The 17,990-nt window shown below is 54.3% G+C and carries 15 protein-coding genes, 1 pseudogene and 1 other annotated feature; of the genes and pseudogenes, 10 read left to right on the top strand and 6 right to left on the bottom strand.

Going from position 1 to position 17,990, the window contains the following annotated elements; genetic code table 11:
* Positions 1-261 precede the first annotated feature (261 nt).
* Complete coding sequence (topA, locus tag QSK07_RS04440; RefSeq protein ID WP_285720546.1) at positions 262-2,886, bottom strand: type I DNA topoisomerase; 2,625 nt, start codon at positions 2,884-2,886, stop codon at positions 262-264.
* 371 nt (positions 2,887-3,257) lie between these two features.
* On the opposite strand from topA, the gene QSK07_RS04435 reads away from it, so the two are divergent.
* A complete protein-coding gene (locus QSK07_RS04435) occupies positions 3,258-3,506 on the top strand; it encodes a YciN family protein (RefSeq protein ID WP_285720545.1) in 249 nt (82 codons plus the stop codon).
* A gap of 27 nt (positions 3,507-3,533) precedes the next feature.
* Here QSK07_RS04435 and sohB read toward each other — a convergent pair whose 3' ends face one another.
* The gene (gene sohB / locus QSK07_RS04430) at positions 3,534-4,580 is read right to left on the bottom strand and encodes a protease SohB (protein WP_098050397.1); all 1,047 of its coding nucleotides are present in this window, start codon (positions 4,578-4,580) and stop codon (positions 3,534-3,536) included.
* Positions 4,581-4,754: 174 nt separating this feature from the next.
* Between sohB and QSK07_RS04425 the strand changes: the two genes are divergently transcribed.
* Positions 4,755-5,516 carry a YciK family oxidoreductase gene (locus QSK07_RS04425; protein WP_275219363.1) on the top strand — a complete coding sequence of 254 codons (762 nt, stop codon included), beginning with the start codon at positions 4,755-4,757 and terminating at the stop codon, positions 5,514-5,516.
* Positions 5,516-6,106, top strand: a complete 591-nt coding sequence (gene cobO, locus QSK07_RS04420; RefSeq protein ID WP_098050396.1) for a cob(I)yrinic acid a,c-diamide adenosyltransferase — start codon at positions 5,516-5,518, stop codon at positions 6,104-6,106. Before QSK07_RS04425 ends, cobO begins: the two co-directional genes overlap by 1 nt.
* Before the next feature lie 52 nt (positions 6,107-6,158).
* Here the strand turns inward: cobO and rluB are convergent, their stop codons facing one another.
* Positions 6,159-7,040 (bottom strand): 23S rRNA pseudouridine(2605) synthase RluB, encoded by an 882-nt coding sequence (rluB, locus tag QSK07_RS04415; protein WP_285720544.1) that lies wholly within the window; start codon positions 7,038-7,040, stop codon positions 6,159-6,161.
* Between the two features lie 782 nt (positions 7,041-7,822).
* On the opposite strand from rluB, the gene QSK07_RS04410 reads away from it, so the two are divergent.
* Positions 7,823-8,470 carry a hypothetical protein gene (locus tag QSK07_RS04410; protein WP_098050394.1) on the top strand — a complete coding sequence of 216 codons (648 nt, stop codon included), beginning with the start codon at positions 7,823-7,825 and terminating at the stop codon, positions 8,468-8,470.
* 12 nt (positions 8,471-8,482) lie between these two features.
* Here QSK07_RS04410 and QSK07_RS04405 read toward each other — a convergent pair whose 3' ends face one another.
* Positions 8,483-9,103 carry an L-threonylcarbamoyladenylate synthase gene (locus tag QSK07_RS04405; RefSeq protein ID WP_285720543.1) on the bottom strand — a complete coding sequence of 207 codons (621 nt, stop codon included), beginning with the start codon at positions 9,101-9,103 and terminating at the stop codon, positions 8,483-8,485.
* 12 nt (positions 9,104-9,115) lie between these two features.
* Positions 9,116-10,000, bottom strand: coding sequence for an RNase RNM (gene rnm / locus QSK07_RS04400; RefSeq protein WP_502921700.1), 885 nt, complete (start codon positions 9,998-10,000; stop codon positions 9,116-9,118).
* Between the two features lie 153 nt (positions 10,001-10,153).
* Positions 10,154-10,255: a sequence feature (Trp leader region), on the top strand.
* A gap of 23 nt (positions 10,256-10,278) precedes the next feature.
* On the opposite strand from rnm, the gene QSK07_RS04395 reads away from it, so the two are divergent.
* The 6 genes and pseudogenes from QSK07_RS04395 (at position 10,279) to QSK07_RS04370 (ending at position 17,305) form a co-directional block, all read left to right on the top strand.
* Positions 10,279-11,844 carry an anthranilate synthase component 1 gene (locus QSK07_RS04395; RefSeq protein ID WP_098050391.1) on the top strand — a complete coding sequence of 522 codons (1,566 nt, stop codon included), beginning with the start codon at positions 10,279-10,281 and terminating at the stop codon, positions 11,842-11,844.
* Positions 11,844-13,438, top strand: a pseudogene (trpD, locus tag QSK07_RS04390) (bifunctional anthranilate synthase glutamate amidotransferase component TrpG/anthranilate phosphoribosyltransferase TrpD). Before QSK07_RS04395 ends, trpD begins: the two are co-directional and overlap by 1 nt.
* Positions 13,439-13,440: 2 nt before the next feature.
* Positions 13,441-14,802 carry a bifunctional indole-3-glycerol-phosphate synthase TrpC/phosphoribosylanthranilate isomerase TrpF gene (gene trpCF, locus QSK07_RS04385; RefSeq protein WP_285720541.1) on the top strand — a complete coding sequence of 454 codons (1,362 nt, stop codon included), beginning with the start codon at positions 13,441-13,443 and terminating at the stop codon, positions 14,800-14,802.
* A 46-nt stretch (positions 14,803-14,848) separates the two neighbouring features.
* Positions 14,849-16,039: a tryptophan synthase subunit beta gene (gene trpB, locus QSK07_RS04380; protein WP_013358026.1), complete on the top strand. Its 1,191-nt coding sequence runs from the start codon at positions 14,849-14,851 to the stop codon at positions 16,037-16,039.
* Positions 16,039-16,842, top strand: a complete 804-nt coding sequence (gene trpA / locus QSK07_RS04375) for a tryptophan synthase subunit alpha (protein ID WP_098050386.1) — start codon at positions 16,039-16,041, stop codon at positions 16,840-16,842. The genes trpB and trpA overlap by 1 nt, the downstream gene beginning before the upstream one ends.
* Positions 16,843-16,990: 148 nt before the next feature.
* Positions 16,991-17,305 (top strand): BON domain-containing protein, encoded by a 315-nt coding sequence (locus tag QSK07_RS04370; RefSeq protein ID WP_098050385.1) that lies wholly within the window; start codon positions 16,991-16,993, stop codon positions 17,303-17,305.
* Positions 17,306-17,353: 48 nt separating this feature from the next.
* Here the strand turns inward: QSK07_RS04370 and ompW are convergent, their stop codons facing one another.
* Complete coding sequence (gene ompW / locus QSK07_RS04365) at positions 17,354-17,986, bottom strand: outer membrane protein OmpW (RefSeq protein WP_098050384.1); 633 nt, start codon at positions 17,984-17,986, stop codon at positions 17,354-17,356.
* Between the last annotated feature and the right edge of the window lie 4 nt (positions 17,987-17,990).

Here is a 17,990-nt window from a genome sequence, read left to right as displayed (position 1 = left end):
CATCCCGGTAAGTTACAGAGTCGCATCCCCGCTTGACGTATAGTCGCAAGGTTCAAGAAATGCTATGCATCAGGAAAGGTCGGAAATGCTATAACAACTATATCAGTTTAAGTGACAGAGTAGAACGGATTGATATAAGGCTCAGAAAAAGGCCAGCGAGCGCTGGCCTGGATGTGGTGCGTTGTCAGTGTCAGTGTCAGTGTCAGTGGTCAAATCGGGCAAGCACAGTAAGAAGAAGGCCAGCAAATGCTGGCCTGTGAATTACTTTTTCGCTTCCTGCCACTTGCCATCTATATAGAAGGCGGACCAGCCGGTTGCCTTACCCTCTTTTTCAGAAGAGACATATTGCTGTTTGGTTTTGCGGCTGAAGCGCACCAGCGTTTTATTGCCTTCCGGGTCGGCTGCTGGCGCGTCGGCCAGATATTTCAGCTTCTCGGGCAGACGATCTTTGAAGCGCTGAAGCTCCTCCACCAGCGGTGCACGTGTTTCGCGTGATTTTGGGAAGGTGTTGGCCGCGAGGAAAACACCCGCTGCGCCGTCACGCAACACGAAGTAAGCATCGGACTTATCACACGCCAGCTCTGGCAACGGAACCGGATCTTCTTTCGGCGGTGCAACTTCACCACTGCGCAGAATCTTGCGGGTGTTTTTGCACTCTTCGTTGGTGCACGCCATGTATTTACCAAAGCGTCCCATCTTCAGGTGCATCTCAGAACCACACTTCTCGCACTCCACCACCGGGCCGTCATAGCCTTTAATGCGGAACTCGCCCTTCTCGATTTCGTAACCGTCACACTCGGGGTTATTGCCACAGACGTGCAGTTTACGTTCGTTGTCGATCAGGTAGCTGTCCATCGCGGTGCCACACTTCTGGCAGCGACGACGGGCACGCAGGGCGTTGGTTTCAGCATCATCTCCTTCCAGAATATTGAGGACTTCATTTTCCGGAATCAGATTGATGGTCTGTTTGCAGCGTTCTTTAGGCGGCAGCGCATAGCCGGAACAACCCAGGAAAACACCGGTACTGGCGGTACGGATTCCCATCTGACGGCTACAGGTCGGACACTCAATCGAGGTCAGCACCATCTGGTTCGGCTGCATGCCTCCTTCTTCAGGATCTTTCTCAGCCAGCTCAAGCTGCTGAGTAAAGTCGGCGAAGAAGTGATCGAGAACTGCTTTCCATTGTGCCTCGTTATTGGCCACCTGATCGAGGTTGCTCTCCATGCGGGCAGTGAAATCGTAGTTCATCAGTTCGCGGAAGTTCTCTTCCAGACGATCGGTGACGATTTCACCCATTTTTTCCGCATAGAAGCGGCGGTTTTCTACCCGCACGTAGCCGCGATCCTGAATGGTTGAAGTTATGGCTGCGTACGTGGATGGACGACCAATGCCGCGTTTCTCAAGTTCACGCACCAGTGACGCTTCGCTGAAACGCGCCGGTGGCTTGGTGAAGTGCTGCCCCGGAAGAAGCTGTTGCAGATCCAGAACATCACCCACGCTGACGGCAGGCAATGTACGATCTTCATCATTCTTACGCAGCGCTGGCATGACTTTGGTCCAGCCATCGAAACGCAGAATACGGCCTTTTGCTTTGAGTTTAAATTCACCTGCCGCCGCTGTAATGGTGCTGGAATCATATTTTGCTGGTGTCATCTGACAGGCAACAAACTGACGCCAGATCAGCTGATAGAGTTTCTGCGCATCGGCTTCCATATCCTTCAGCTTTTCCGCCACCACTTCCACATCGGAAGGACGAATCGCTTCGTGCGCTTCCTGGGAATTCTCTTTGCTGGCGTAAGTAATGGCGGTTTCAGGCAGATACTTTTTACCGAAATTGCTTTCGATATAGCCACGCGCCATCGCGACCGCATCCTGACTCAGGTTGGTCGAGTCGGTACGCATATAAGTGATGTGACCGGCTTCGTACAGGCGCTGAGCCATCATCATCGTTTTCTTCACGCCAAAGCCCAGGCGGGTACTGGCAGCCTGCTGCAGTGTCGAGGTGATATAAGGCGCGCCCGGCTTGCTGCTGGTCGGCTTATCTTCACGGTCGATGATCTCATAGCGCGCTTTTTCCAGCAGCGTTACCGCGGCATAGGTCTCGTCGCGAGTGACCGGACGGAAGGCTTTATCACCTTTGTGCGTCACGTCCATGGACAGTTCATCGCCTTTTGGCGTAGTCAGTGCGGCATTAACTTCCCAGTACTCTTCGGGAACAAAGGCTTTGATCTCACGTTCACGTTCCACCACCAGGCGAACCGCAACAGATTGCACACGTCCGGCCGAGAGGCCACGGGCGATTTTTTTCCACAGCAGTGGCGAGACCATATAGCCTACCACGCGGTCCATGAAACGACGCGCCTGCTGAGCATTTACCCGGTCAATATTCAGTTCGCCCGGCTTTTCAAATGCCTGACGAATCGCATTCCTGGTGATTTCGTTAAAGACCACGCGGCTGAAGCGCGAGTCATCACCACCGATCACTTCCCGCAGGTGCCATGCAATGGCTTCCCCTTCGCGGTCAAGGTCGGTTGCGAGATAGATGTGGTCAGCATTGGCGGCTAACGCCTTCAGTTCAGCAACGACTTTCTCTTTGCCGGGCAGAATCTGATAGTCCGCTTCCCAGCCATGATAAGGGTCTACACCCATACGGCTGACGAGTGCGGCTTTCTCATCTTTTTTAACTTTTTTGACTTTCTTGTCAGTTGAAGCGTCTTTGACTTTCTTATCTGTCGAAGCGTCAGCACTCTTCTTCGCGGTTGAACCACTGGTCGGCAGATCCCGGATATGACCCACGCTGGATTTAACCACGTAGTCACTACCCAGGTATTTATTGATTGTTTTAGCCTTTGCCGGGGACTCAACAATAACGAGTGCTTTACCCATATTTACCTTTACCTAATGAAAACATCCTGCTTAACGGGAGAGGATTGGATGCCCAAAAACCCAGTGGGTTCAATATTGCTGCGCCTGTTTAACATTTCAAGGCGGAGGGGTCAATCTCAGATCAGATGATGTAGCCTGCTGCAACCGCATGATAAAGCGTGCTTTTTCCATCTGAACTCTTCGCACATCCCGGTGCAAAATCCCTGAAATCGGAATCGCCCACACTCTACCTGATAAAATCTGTTACGCAACTTAATTAGCACTCAGCCCGAACTTACGCCAGGTTTTCATCGTTCAGAGCGATTTGTCACAGCGTGTGACAGGCCAGTAATATAGAAAGGATTTGGATGCTGTCAAAAAGGAGCGAATAAATGCAGAGATCAACTCAGGCTATTTCCCACCAGGCGTTGCTGGAAAAGGCCAATGCGCTGATTAAAGAACATGATGATTATTTAGCAGGCATGCAGGCGGATGAGGTAAGTCAGCAGGCGGATGTGCTGGTCTTTCGCGGACCGTTCTTTCTTGATGCAGATGGACTGCCGACCGCGAAAACCACGGCGGTGTTTAACGTCTTCAAATACCTTGCTGTGGAGCTGTCACCACGCTATCACCTGGAATAAAAAACCCGGCACAGGCCGGGTTTTGCATCAGAGTAGTGGCTTTTCGCCGCGCTGCCAGAGTTTCAGCAGCAACCGCTCAGCCACCGAGCCGGCGCTCCGGGTAAAACGGTCCATCATTTTACGACGGCGGGCGTAATGCACGCCAAGTACGCTGAACTGATCCATCTGACGGATGATCAGGTCATCGCTGGTGCCGATTTCGTCAATCAGGCCGAGATCGAGCGCCTGTCGACCATACCAGTGCTCACCGGTTGCTACCCGATCGATGTCGAGCGACGGGCGCATCTGGTGAACAAACTGCTTGAAGAGCAGGTGCGTTTCATCCAGATCTTCCTGAAATTTCTCACGCCCTTCTTCGGTATTCTCACCAAACAGCGTGAGCGTGCGCTTGTACTGTCCTGCGGTATGCAGCTCAACATCAATATTGTTACGCTTCAGCAGGCGGTTGAAGTTAGGGATTTGCGCAACCACACCGATGGAGCCAATGATGGAGAACGGTGCCGCCACAATGCGATCAGCCACACAGGCCATCATATACCCCCCGCTGGCTGCTACTTTATCTACTGCCGCCGTGATGCGCAGACCCGCATCGCGCAGGCGCTGCAGCTGCGACGCTGCCAGGCCATAGCCATGCACCACGCCGCCAGGGCTTTCCAGCCGCAGCAGCACTTCATCGCCAGGCTGCTTCACCGCCAGCACAGCCGAAATCTCTTCACGCAGTGAGCTTACCTCACCGGCATCCATGCTGCCTTTGAAATCAAGAACGTAGAGCGTGGGCTTAACGCTCTCTGTCTGTCCTTGCTTTGCCGCCTGCTTTTCCGCTTTGGCTTTCAGCTTTTCGCTTTTTTTATGATTTTTTTGCCAGACTTTTTGCGCCTGAGGCTTCATTTTTGCCAGCTGCAAATCCTCTTTCATCTGCTGATAGTCATCACCCAGATGGGTCAGACGAAGCTGACCGCTTTGTGCCCGTTTGCGTAATGCGGCATTCATAATAATCATGACAATTGCAGCGACGGCAACCACCAGCGTCACCGCTTTTGCTAAAAACAGTCCATACGTTGAAATAAAATCCATCAGGTCGCCTTAGTCACAAAGAATAAAAAAACAATTCGCCAGTTTAGCCGTTTTAACCTGCTTCGTCGCCTGAAATGCCAGCAGCCGGCACAGAATGGGTGGTCTGGCGATTGCGCCCATTCGTAAATTCAGGCATAAAGCGGAATCATGCTGTTTTCGCTGGAGGACCCCGCTGTGCATTATCAACCGAAAAGCGACCTGCTCAATCACCGTATTATCCTGGTCACTGGCGCTTCAGATGGCATTGGCCGGGAAGCGGCGCTGACGTATGCCTGTTATGGCGCTGAAGTGATCCTGATGGGCCGTAACTCTGAGAAGCTTCAGCAGGTCAAAGAGGCAATCGATCAACTTAATAAATGTGCTGCTCATACCGTCGTGTTTGATCTGGCTGAAGCGACACCGGAACGTTGTCATCAGATAGCAGAACAGCTGTCACAGCAGTTTTCGCGTCTTGACGGCGTGCTGCACAATGCCGGTATCCTCGGCGAAATCGTGCCGCTGGCGGAACTCGACCCTCAAATCTGGCAGCAGGTAATGAACATCAACCTTGACGCTACTTTCTTCCTGACCCAGGCGCTGTTGCCGCTGCTGTTAAAGTCAGATGCCGGTTCACTGGTGTTTACCACCTCCAGCGTAGGCCGAACCGGTCGCGCGGGCTGGGGCGCTTATGCCGTCTCTAAATTTGCTACCGAAGGCATGATGCAGGTGCTGGCGGATGAGTATAAAATGCAGGCGCTGCGGGTGAACTGCATTAATCCGGGCGGAACGCGGACTAAAATGCGCGCCAGCGCCTTCCCGCAGGAAGATGCGAATAAGCTGAAAACCCCTGCCGATCTGATGCCGCTCTACCTTTATCTGATGGGTGATGATAGCCGGCGCAAAACCGGTATCAGCTTTGATGCGCAGCCGGGCAGAAAACCCGGAGCCGCAGAATAATGGCTGACGATCGTCATCAACAGCGTCAGCAGCGGCTAAAGGAGCAGGTTGATTCGCGAATTGCGGCAGCCACCGAGGTGCGTGGCATCCTGATGGTGTTCACCGGCAATGGCAAAGGCAAAACGACTGCGGCTTTTGGCACCGCCCTGCGCGCTACCGGACATGGCAAGCGTGCGGCGGCGATTCAGTTTATTAAAGGTGACTGGCCGAATGGTGAGCGTAACCTGCTGGAACAGCATGGTGTAGAGTTTCAGGTGATGGCAACCGGTTTCACCTGGGACACGCAGAACCGCGAAACGGATACCGCCGCCTGTCTGGCCGTGTGGCAGCATGCAAAACGGATGCTGGCCGATGCGCAGCTTGATCTTGTGGTGCTCGACGAAATTACCTATATGGTCAGCATGGATTATCTGCCGCTGGACGATTTGATTATCGCCCTGCAACAGCGCCCGGCGCATCAGAGCGTAATCATTACCGGACGTGGCTGTCATCGCAGCCTGACTGAAATGGCGGATACGGTGACGGAGATGCGGCCGGTGAAGCACGCCTTTGATGCCGGTATACAGGCTCAGCAGGGAATTGACTGGTAACAGAAAAAAAACGCAGCCCTGGGGCTGCATTTTTAGCGATCGGGCAACACGATTAACCGGAGTTACGTTTGCTGCCCGGATTGCGACGTGGCGTGCTGCTCACTTTGTTGTGGCGTTTCACAGCACGACGAATCTGGTTCGCCTTGGTACGACGACGATCTTTTTCGACCACCAGCCTGGTGACCGTTTCATCTTCCAGTTCCACCAGGTTACGCAGATAGTTAACCGCGGGCAGATTCAGCTCGGTCCAGCCACCGCGTGGCAGGCCTTTTGGTAACGTGATATCGCCATAACGGACACGCATCAGACGACTGACCTGCACACCGACCGCTTCCCACAGACGACGCACCTCACGGTTACGTCCTTCGGTCAGGGTGACGTTGTACCACTGGTTAATGCCTTCTCCACCACCAAACTTCAGGGTTTTAAACGCAGCCGGACCATCTTCCAGCTGAACGCCCTTGCTCAGCTGACGAATTTTATCGTCGTCAACCTGACCAAACACGCGTACCGCATATTCACGTTCCACTTCACGGCTCGGATGCATCAGGCGGTTCGCCAGTTCACCGTCGGTGGTGAAGAGCATCAGACCACAGGTGTTGACATCCAGACGGCCAACGGCAATCCAGCGTGAGCCTCGCAGACGCGGCAGACGGTCAAACACTGTCGGGCGGCCTTCAGGATCGCTGCGGGTACAGAGTTCGCCTTCCGGTTTGTAATAAGCCAGCACGCGGCAGACTTCGGATGCTGATTCAGCAATCGAAACCAGATGGCCATCAATACGGATTTTCAGGGATTTGCTGCTTTCGATGCGGTCGCCTAAGGTGGCGATCTTGCCGTCAACGCTGACACGGCCGGCAGCAATCATTGATTCGATTTCACGACGCGAACCATGACCGGCACGCGCTAAGACTTTCTGTAACTTCTCGCTCATTGAGCTTCCTCTTTGTCGCCTTCCCAGGCGTCATGATTAGGTGATAATCCTTTCTAAATCAATAGGTTAACCTAGTAAGGCTGCCCCATTATACAGGCATTTAACGCTGAAGTAACGCGCTTTATCAGTCGCCAACAGCGAATAAAGAAGAGTGAGCCTCTGATAGTTTCAACTCTGATAATCTTTACGATGATTAAAATAAGGTTCCTTGCAATGATTAGAAAATATGTTTAATAAAATGCATGTGTTGAAAACTTTATAGCTAAAGAGAGTTAAATTTCCTGACCACTCTTTTGCCGTTAATGTGATGTTCGGAAGATAAAAACCTTAACGCTATCTTACACTTCCACGACTCCGGCCTTACCTTTAATCTCCTGAAAAAAAACATCAGATCCAGCACAAAAAACCACATATAAACGTCTTTTTGATATAACAAGCCATAAACATCACAAAACATCAGATTATTCTTAATGAAGATTTATTTAAAACCTTATTTCTCATGACATTTGTTTTTTATAAGATTTAATAAATTGTACGACACTATTAAGCTGATACACTGTATCTCAGCAGCACAATAAAAAAGCAAAGCCCGTGATAAAGAGGCCTTGCGACATTGCAGTCTGGCTTTTGCCAATCGTTAATAAAAATAGTGTTTTTACATTAATCCAATAAACCGGCGCATCCGGAGTTGTTGCGTTAATACGGTTCAGTGATGAACCCTGCTTGCATGTCAAAAATCTTCACCAGGGATTTCCAGACATGCCTGAATAAAGAAAAACATCATGAGAAACCTGTTTCTGTGCCCGGTGCTTGCTGCACTGGTGCTGAGCGGGTGTTCCGTGGGCCACACCGAGTACAGTCGTACGGCGATGCAGCACGTAGATATGAGCGTGACTGGCATTCCGACGATCCTCGGTCTGGGGACACTGGGCACCAGCATTCCTCTGACGCCTGAGTATAGCCTCACGGCTGCGCACGTGGCTAAAACTGCCGTGCAGCGTGTGAAGTCTTATCACCCTTATTGCGACCTTGCGATTATTTATCACAAGAATGATGCCAGCACGCTGGCCAGGTTCCGCAGCAGCGACATCGGCGATCCGGTTAAAATGTATGGCTACAGCTTTATTTCCGCGATGCCGGTTGAATCGTCCGGGGTTAATTTAGCCCGCACGGCTATTCGGAATAAATGGAATAAAAGTCCCTGCTTAGCGATGGCCTCAAATGCAGGCGTCGTTCAGGGAATGTCTGGCGGTGGCGTTTATAATCGGGATGATACGCTGGGCGGCGTTATTGTTGGCTATTCTGACTCGATTAAGAATGGGCGTAATAACAAAGTGATCCTCAAAGATGTATCACTTTATATTCCTTACGGTCAGTTTAAGAACTGGTTAGAGTCAAATCTGGCCCAGACACCGACGCGCGGTGTCTGAAGCCTGACTTAATTACAGGAACGGGCGGGTATCGCCCACGCCTTCACGCACGATTTCCGGCGAATCGGTGGTCAGATCGACCACCGTGGTCGGCTGCTGACCCAGCGTACCGCCGTCGATAATCAGATCGACCAGCTTACCAATGCTGTGCTGGATCTCTTCCGGGTCTGACTCGGTAAAATCGTTGCCCGGCAAAATTAATGAGGTCGACATCATCGGCTGATTCAGCGCTTCCAGCAGCGCCAGCGCTACCGGATTGGAAGGCACGCGCAGACCAATGGTCTTACGCTTTTCATTCATCAGGCGGCGCGGCACTTCTTTGGTCGCCTTGAGAATAAAGGTGTAATTGCCAGGCGTGTTGTTTTTCAGAAGGCGAAAAGCCGAGTTACCTACCTGCGAATAAACCGACAGCTCCGAAAGATCCCGGCACATCACGGTGAAGTTGTGGTGCCCGTCGAGCTGACGGATACGGCAGATGCGCTCCATCGCGCCCTTCTCCTCGAGCCGACAGCCCAGCGCATAGCCGGAGTCGGTAGGATAGACAATGACGCTGCCTTTGTTCAGGTAGTCGACCGCCTGGTTAATCAGCCGTGGCTGGGGATTATCCGGATGAATGTGAAACAATTGACTCATAGAAACCTCGTGTCACCTTTCCGTGATTGTCAGGCCGGGCGCAAGATCCGGGAAGCGTTCCCAGACCGGCTCAACCGCTGCGGGCAGCCAGAGTTTACGGCCCAGTTCAATCCACGGGCAGGGTTGATGAAAATCAGAACCTTGTGATGCGGCCAGTTCATTATCTCTGGCATATTGTGCCAGTGTTATACGCTCATTGGGTGGCTGCTGGCACTGCGCGACCTCCATCGCATCGCCGCCCGCCTCGCGGAAATGGGCGACCAGCCGTTTAAGCCACTTCGCCGATAAGCCATACCGGCCAGGATGCGCCAGCACGGCACACCCACCAGAATGCTGAATCGCATCAATAGCTTGTTTAATTGTACACCATTGCGGCGGCACGTAGCCGGTTTTGCCACGCGCCAGATAATTTTTGAATACCTGCACCATATTGTCCGCTTTGCCCTGTTCAATCAGGAAGCGGGCAAAGTGACCACGAGTAACGATGCCGCCATCAGCCAGACGCATTGCACCCGCCAACGCATCCGGGATACGTGCCTTCGCGAGTCGCTCACCAATCTCCTGCGCCCGCGTCCGACGGCAGTCATGTTGTCCGGCCAGAAACGTCACCATCGCTGGATGATGAATATCAATGTTCAGGCCGACGATGTGAATCTCATGGTTCTCCCACAGCGTGGAGATCTCTGCCCCGGGCAGCACTTTTATCGGTAAATCGTGATCCCGTGCCGTCTGCTGCGCTTCCTCTACCCCTGCAACGCTGTCGTGATCGGTGATCGCCAGTACGCCAACGCGCATCTCAGCGGCTCGCTGCACCAGGTCTGCTGGCGTCAGTAAGCCATCGGAGGCGCGCGTGTGGCTGTGTAAATCATAAACCGGGAAACGGGCGATATCGCTCAAGAGAACTCCTGCTAAAACTAAACCGGCCAGCATGATAACGATTTTCACGGTCAGTGAAAAAGTGTATTGACATTTACGCCATGAACCCGTTAACTAGTACACAAGTTCACACGTAACGGGTATTCAATCATGGCTGTTGTAATCACGCATTTTAACGGTTGGCGCGATGTTCCCGAAAACGGGCGACAGGATCGTGCATATTTTGCGTAAGCGCTGTGCTAATACCTGAGCCCGCCACCGAGCGGGCTTTTTTTTGAGCGAAATTCAGAGAAATCATCATGCCAAATGCGAAACCTACAGTGAAGTTGATTACCGGCACCGCGCCTTACCGCGAAGATCCGGCCGCAGTGTTTCACCAATTGTGCGGCGCACGTCCGGCAACCCTGCTGCTCGAATCTGCAGATATCGACAGCAAGCGCAATTTAAAAAGTCTGCTGATTGTCGACAGCGCACTGCGTATCAGTGCCATGGGTAATACTGTGACCGTTCAGGCGCTGTCAGAAAATGGCCGCAGCGTGCTGCCGCTGCTGGATGAGGCTCTGCCCGCTTCCGTCAGCAATCAGGTCCGTCCCGATGGACGTGAGCTGACTTTTCCGCACGGCACCGATCCGCATCAGGATGAAGATTCCCGTCTCAAAGCGCTCTCGGTGTTTGATGCACTGCGACTGATTCCTCAGCTGATTAACGCCTCTGCCGACGAGCGCGAAGCCGTGCTGCTGGGTGGTCTGTTTGCCTATGACCTGGTGGCTGGTTTCGAAACCCTGCCGGAACTGGATAATCAGCAGCGCTGCCCTGACTACTGTTTCTACCTCGCAGAGACATTACTGGTGATCGATCACCAGACCCGCAGCGCGCGTCTTCAGGCCAGCCTGTTCTGCCCGTCCACCAGCGAGTTCCAGCGTCTCCAGCGCCGTATCGAGCAGTTGCATGGCCAGATGCTGCAGCCAGCACCTGCACTGCCGGTACAAAAGGTTGAACAGATGACGCTGACCATCAGCCAGAGCGATGAAGAGTATTGTGAAGTTGTTAGCACCATGCAGCAGGCGATACGCATCGGTGAAATTTTCCAGGTCGTGCCTTCACGCCGCTTCTCGCTGCCGTGCCCGTCGCCGCTGGCCGCCTACGACACGCTGAAAAACAGCAATCCCAGCCCGTATATGTTCTTTATGCAGGATCAGGATTTCTCCCTGTTTGGCGCGTCGCCAGAGAGTTCACTTAAGTATGACGCCACCTCGCGTCAGATTGAGATCTACCCGATTGCCGGTACCCGCCCGCGCGGCCGCCATGCTGATGGCTCACTGGACCGCGACCTCGACAGCCGCATTGAGCTGGAGATGCGCACTGACCATAAAGAGCTGGCTGAACACCTGATGCTGGTCGATCTGGCGCGTAACGATCTGGCGCGCATCTGCGTTCCTGGCAGCCGTTACGTAGCTGACCTGACCAAAGTTGATCGCTACTCGTTCGTGATGCATCTGGTTTCCCGCGTCGTCGGCACGCTGCGCGCCGACCTCGACGTGCTGCACGCGTATCGCGCCTGTATGAACATGGGCACGCTAAGCGGTGCGCCAAAAGTTCGTGCAATGCAGCTGATTGCCGGGGCTGAACGCACCCGTCGCGGCAGCTACGGCGGCGCGGTGGGCTACTTTACCGCTCTGGGCGATCTCGACACCTGCATCGTTATTCGTTCAGCCTATGTCGAAGATGGCGTTGCCACCGTTCAGGCGGGCGCCGGTGTGGTGCTGGATTCTAATCCGCAGGCTGAAGCTGATGAAAGCCGCAATAAAGCCCGCGCCGTTCTGCGCGCTATCGCGACTGCCCATCACTGCAAGGAGATCTTCTGATGGCCGATATTCTGCTGCTCGATAACATCGACTCTTTTACTTACAACCTGGTTGATCAGCTGCGGACCTTTGGTCACAACGTGGTGATCTACCGCAACAACCTGCCCGCTGAACTGTTAATTGCTCAGCTGGAGCGGATGGACGATCCGGTGCTGATGCTGTCACCGGGTCCCGGCGCACCAAAAGATGCCGGTTGTATGCCGGAGCTGCTGCGGGTGCTGCGTGGACGTCTGCCAATTATCGGCATCTGCCTGGGTCATCAGGCGATTGTGGAAGCCTATGGCGGCCATGTAGGCCAGGCGGGCGAAATCCTGCACGGTAAAGCCTCGTCTATCGTCCATGACGACGAGGCGATGTTTGCCGGCCTGAGTAATCCCCTGCCGGTGGCGCGATATCACTCGCTGGCAGGCAGCAACACGCCGGATGAGCTGACGGTTAATGCCAGCTTTAACGGTATGGTGATGGCGGTTCGTCATGAAACCGATCGCGTCTGCGGGTTTCAGTTCCATCCTGAATCGATTTTGACTTCTCAGGGCGCGCGTCTGCTTGAGCAGACGCTGGCCTGGGCGCTGGCGAAGTAACAGGGAGAATAACGATGCAACAGACACTGGAAAAACTTTACCAGGCGAAGACGCTGAATCAGGCGGAGAGTCATCAGCTGTTCAGCGCCATCATCACCGGACAGCTGGAACCCACGCAGCTCGCCGCTGCACTGATCGCCATGAAAGTGCGCGGTGAAACCCCGGAAGAGATTGCCGGGGCCGCGACGGCACTACTGGAAGATGCGAAACCCTTTCCCCGCCCGGATTACGCTTTCGCGGACATCGTCGGCACCGGCGGCGATGGCAGCAACAGCATTAATATTTCGACGGCCAGCGCCTTTGTTGCCGCCACCTGCGGTCTGAAGGTGGCGAAGCACGGCAACCGCAGCGTTTCCAGCAAATCGGGGTCGTCTGATCTGCTGGCCGCCTTTGGAATCAACCTCGATATGCCTGCTGACCGGGCACGTCAGGCGCTGGACGACCTTAACGTCTGCTTCCTGTTTGCACCGCAGTATCACACCGGCTTTCGCCACGCGATGCCAGTGCGCCAGCAGCTGAAGACCCGCACGCTGTTCAACGTGTTAGGCCCATTAATCAACCCGGCGCGCCCGCCACTGGCGGTGATTGGCGTCTACAGCCCGGAACTGGTGCTGCCGATTGCGCAGACCCTGAAAGTGCTGGGTTATCAGCGTGCAGCGGTGGTTCACGGTGGCGGTATGGATGAAGTCGCACTGCACGATATCACGCATGTGGCTGAGCTGCGTGAAGGTGAAATCACCCGCTATCAGCTCTCGCCGGAAGACTTTGGTTTCGGCTTCCATCCCAAAGAGGCGCTGGCAGGCGGCACGCCGGAAGAAAATCGTGACATTCTGACGGCTTTACTTCAGGGTAAGGGCCAGCAGGCCCATGAGGAAGCGGTCGCCGTTAACGTGGCGATGCTGCTTAAAGTATTCGGTCAGGAAGATCTGCGTGAAAACGCACAGCAGGCGCTTAACGCCATCCGCAGCGGACAGGCTTATGAACGCGTCGTCGCACTGGCAGCAAGAGGATAATCATGAAAGGCACCGTGTTAGAAAAAATTGTTCAGGACAAAGCGATTTGGGTTGAAGCCCGTCAGCAGCAGCAGCCTCTCTCCACCTTTCAGAACAGCATTGAACCTGCCAGCCGTCATTTCTACGACGCGCTGCAGGGTGCAAGAACCGCGTTTATCCTGGAGTGTAAAAAGGCGTCCCCCTCAAAAGGCGTGATTCGCGAGGATTTCGATCCGGCCGCCATTGCCGGGATCTACCGCCACTATGCTTCTGCGGTGTCCGTGCTGACCGATGAGAAATATTTTCAGGGCGACTTCGCCTTTCTGCCGATTGTCAGCGCAGCCATCACTCAGCCGGTGCTGTGCAAAGATTTTATTATCGACCCCTATCAGATCTATCTGGCCCGCTATTACCAGGCGGATGCCATTCTGCTGATGCTGTCGGTGCTGGATGATGAGCAGTATCGTCAGCTGGCCGCCGTGGCGCATAGCCTGAAGATGGGCATTCTGACTGAAGTGAGTAATGAAGAGGAACTGGAGCGGGCTATCGCGCTTCAGGCAAAAGTCGTGGGGATTAACAACCGCGACCTGCGCGATCTCTCTATCGATCTCAATCGCACCCGTCAGCTGGCGCCGCGCCTTTCACACGGCGTCACCGTGATCAGCGAATCGGGCATAAACAGCTACGCAGATATTCGTGAGCTGAGCCACTTTGCCAACGGCTTCCTGATTGGCTCTGCTCTGATGGAAGAAGCAGACCTGACTGGCGCGGTGCGTCGCGTCACGCTGGGTAGCAATAAAATGTGCGGTCTGACCCGTGCCGAAGACGCCCGTGCCGCCTATGAAGCTGGTGCAATCTATGGCGGTCTGATCTTCGCGGAAGGGTCACCCCGTCGGATTGACACCGCCACCGCACAACATGTGATCGCCGCCGCGCCGCTGCGTTACGTCGGGGTGTTCCGCAACGACTCCGTCAGTGACGTTGTCACGCAGGCCAGCGCGCTTTCGCTATCTGCAGTGCAGCTGCATGGTAATGAAACACCAGAATTTGTGGCCGAACTGCGCGAGGCTCTGCCAGCAGAGATTCAAATCTGGAAGGCGCTGCGCATTGAAGGTGCGCTGCCGGCACGCGACTGGCCGCACGTCGACCGTTATGTATTTGATAATGGTGATGGCGGAACCGGACAGCGTTTCGACTGGTCGTTGTTACAGGGGCAGACGCTGGACAATGTGCTGCTGGCCGGTGGCCTGAGTGCGGATAACTGTGTTGAAGCCGCGCAGCTGGGCTGTGCCGGACTGGACTTCAACTCCGGCGTGGAAAGCGCGCCTGGCATCAAAGATGCCCGTAAAATTGCCGCGGTGTTTCAGACACTGCGTGCCTACTGATTTGCCTGGCCTGCTCTACGGCGGGCCCGAGAAAGGAAGATAAAAAATGACGTTACTGAATCCCTACTTTGGCGAATTTGGCGGAATGTATGTTCCGCAGATCCTGATGCCAGCCCTGCGCCAGCTGGAACAGGCGTTTGTCGACGCCCAGAAAGATCCCGAGTTTCAGGCCGAGTTTACCGACCTGCTGAAGAACTACGCGGGCCGTCCTACTGCTCTGACGCTGTGTAAAAATCTGACGAAAGGCACCAAAACCCGCCTCTATCTCAAGCGTGAAGATCTGCTGCACGGTGGCGCGCACAAAACCAACCAGGTGCTGGGTCAGGCGCTGTTAGCCAAACGCATGGGCAAAAACGAAATCATTGCCGAGACCGGTGCCGGTCAGCATGGCGTCGCTTCCGCGCTGGCCTGTGCGCTGCTAGGCATGAAATGCCGCATCTATATGGGCGCGAAAGATGTCGAGCGTCAGTCCCCTAACGTGTTCCGTATGCGTCTGATGGGCGCAGAAGTGATCCCGGTTCACAGCGGCTCCGCCACGCTAAAAGATGCCTGTAACGAAGCGCTGCGTGACTGGTCTGGCAGCTATGAGACCTCACACTACATGCTCGGCACCGCGGCGGGTCCGCATCCCTTCCCGACTATCGTGCGTGAGTTCCAGCGCATGATTGGTGAAGAGACCAAAAAGCAGATTCTGGAAAGAGAGGGCCGCCTGCCCGATGCAATCCTCGCCTGCGTAGGCGGCGGTTCAAATGCCATCGGGATGTTTGCCGACTTTATCGATGAGACCAGCGTGAAGCTGATCGGCGTTGAGCCTGCGGGTCACGGCATTGAAACCGGTGAGCATGGCGCACCGCTTAAACATGGTCGCGTCGGCATCTACTTCGGTATGAAATCGCCGATGATGCAGACCCACGATGGCCAGATTGAGGAGTCTTACTCTATCTCTGCCGGCCTCGACTTCCCGTCTGTCGGTCCGCAGCATGCACATCTGAACAGCATTGGTCGCGCGGAGTATGTCTCCATTACCGATAACGAAGCGATGGATGCCTTTAAACAGCTGTGTCGCGCGGAAGGGATTATTCCGGCGCTCGAGTCCTCGCACGCGCTGGCACACGCCCTGAAGATGATTCACGCTGAACCAGAAAAAGAGCAGTTGATCGTGGTCAACCTCTCTGGCCGCGGCGATAAAGATATTTTCACCGTTCATGACATTCTGACAGCGCAGGGAGAAATCTGATGGAACGTTACAATCAACTGTTTACGCGGCTGTCAGCGAATAACGAAGGCGCTTTCGTTCCTTTCGTTACGCTGGGCGATCCCTCTCCGGCGCTTTCACTGCGCGTGATTGACGCGCTGGTGGAAGGTGGCGCAGATGCACTGGAGCTGGGTATTCCCTTCTCCGATCCGCTGGCAGATGGCCCGACCATTCAGAACGCGACGCTGCGTGCCTTTGCGGCGGGCACCAACACCAGCCAGTGTTTTGAAATGCTGGCGACTATCCGCCGTAAATACCCGGATCTGCCGATTGGCTTGCTGATGTACGCTAACCTGGTCTTCACCAACGGCGTGGATGAGTTCTATGCCCGTTGTGCTGAAGCCGGTGTGGATTCGGTGCTGGTGGCGGATGTGCCGGTTGAAGAGTCTGCGCCCTTCCGTCAGGCGGCGCTGCGTCATGGTGTAGCCCCTATCTTTATCTGTCCGCCTAACGCCAGCGATGAGCTGCTGCGTGAGATCGCGTCGCACGGACGGGGTTACACCTATCTGCTGTCACGCGCGGGTGTGACCGGTGCTGAAAACCGCGCCAGTCTGCCGCTGAAGCATCTGATCGACAAGCTGCGTGAATACCATGCCGCGCCGCCGCTGCTGGGCTTTGGTATTTCAGAACCTGAACAGGTGAAGGAGGCGATCGCTGCCGGTGCAGCGGGCGCTATCTCCGGCTCTGCAATTGTCAGAATCATTGAAAAACATCATGCAGAGCCTGAGGTCATGCTGAGTGAACTGAAGAATTTTGTCAGTCGCCTCAAGGCCGCCAGCTGTTAATCCTGCTATCATGCCTTATCGCGTGATAAGGCATGATTTGTTTCCTTTTTTTCATTCCGCTATTTGCCCTTTTTGCAAAATCTGCACCACAATGACAATGCGCCGTTACGGTAACGTCGCATCCATTTTGTGACAGGGAGAGAAAGCAATGAAATTCGTTAAACTGCTGACAGGTGCTGTACTGGCGGGCGTGGTTGCGCTGACACTGAGCGCCTGTGCGCCAACCGCAACCAAAGAGGGAACCGGTGGCTATATTGATGACACCGTGGTGACCACAAAAGTCAAAGGTGAACTGCTGAAAGATGACTCGCTGAAATCGACTGAAATCAACGTAGAAACCTTTAAAGGTAAAGTTCAGCTGAGCGGTTTTGTTTCATCACCCCAGATGGCGAACCGTGCCGTTCAGCTTACGCGCAGCGTGCCGGGCGTGAAATCAGTCGTCAACAATATGCAGATCAAATAACGTCTTAACAGACAAAAAAAGGCCGCTGACTCAGCGGCCTTTTTCTCATCAGAACCGGTAACCCGCTCCGAAGAAGAAGACCCATGGGTCGATGCGCATATTGATGTTCTGCTGCTCGCCAGCGGCTTTGAATTTCACTTCGGTATCGATATCCATGTACCACACCGACGCGTTCAGCATCCAGTCGCGGTTAATCTGATAATCCAGACCGACCTGACCCGCCACACCCCAGGAATCCTTGACGCTGAGATCGGTCAGGCCAGCATCGCGACCGGTCTGATTGAAATCGGCATCATAAAAGGTGGTGTAGTTGATCCCCACACCAACGTAAGGGCGCGCTTTGCTTTTACTGTCGAAGAAGTAGTACTGCGCCATCAGCGTCGGCGGTAACTGGCGTACGGTAGCCAGCGTACCGGTCGGGCCAAGACCTACTTTGTGACGGAAAGGCGTGGCGGCCAGTAACTCGACACCAATATTGTCTGTTGCCATGTACGTAAAGGTCAGACCCAGCTGCGTGTCGTTAGTGGCGCTGAACTCGCCCATTCCTAACACGTTATCGGAACCTTCAGTGGGCCGGACGGTGGCACTGCCTGCACGCATAAAGAAGTCGCCTGCTTCGTGGGCCATCGCCAGTTGAGGCAGAGCCAGGGCTATCAGCATCGCGCATTTTGCCAGTTTCATTATC

Source organism: Pantoea sp. QMID4 (assembly GCF_030270445.1).
Classification (GTDB): domain Bacteria; phylum Pseudomonadota; class Gammaproteobacteria; order Enterobacterales; family Enterobacteriaceae; genus Pantoea; species Pantoea vagans.
Note: the sequence above shows the minus strand (reverse complement) of the source record. Positions and strands in the feature narration are given on the sequence as shown.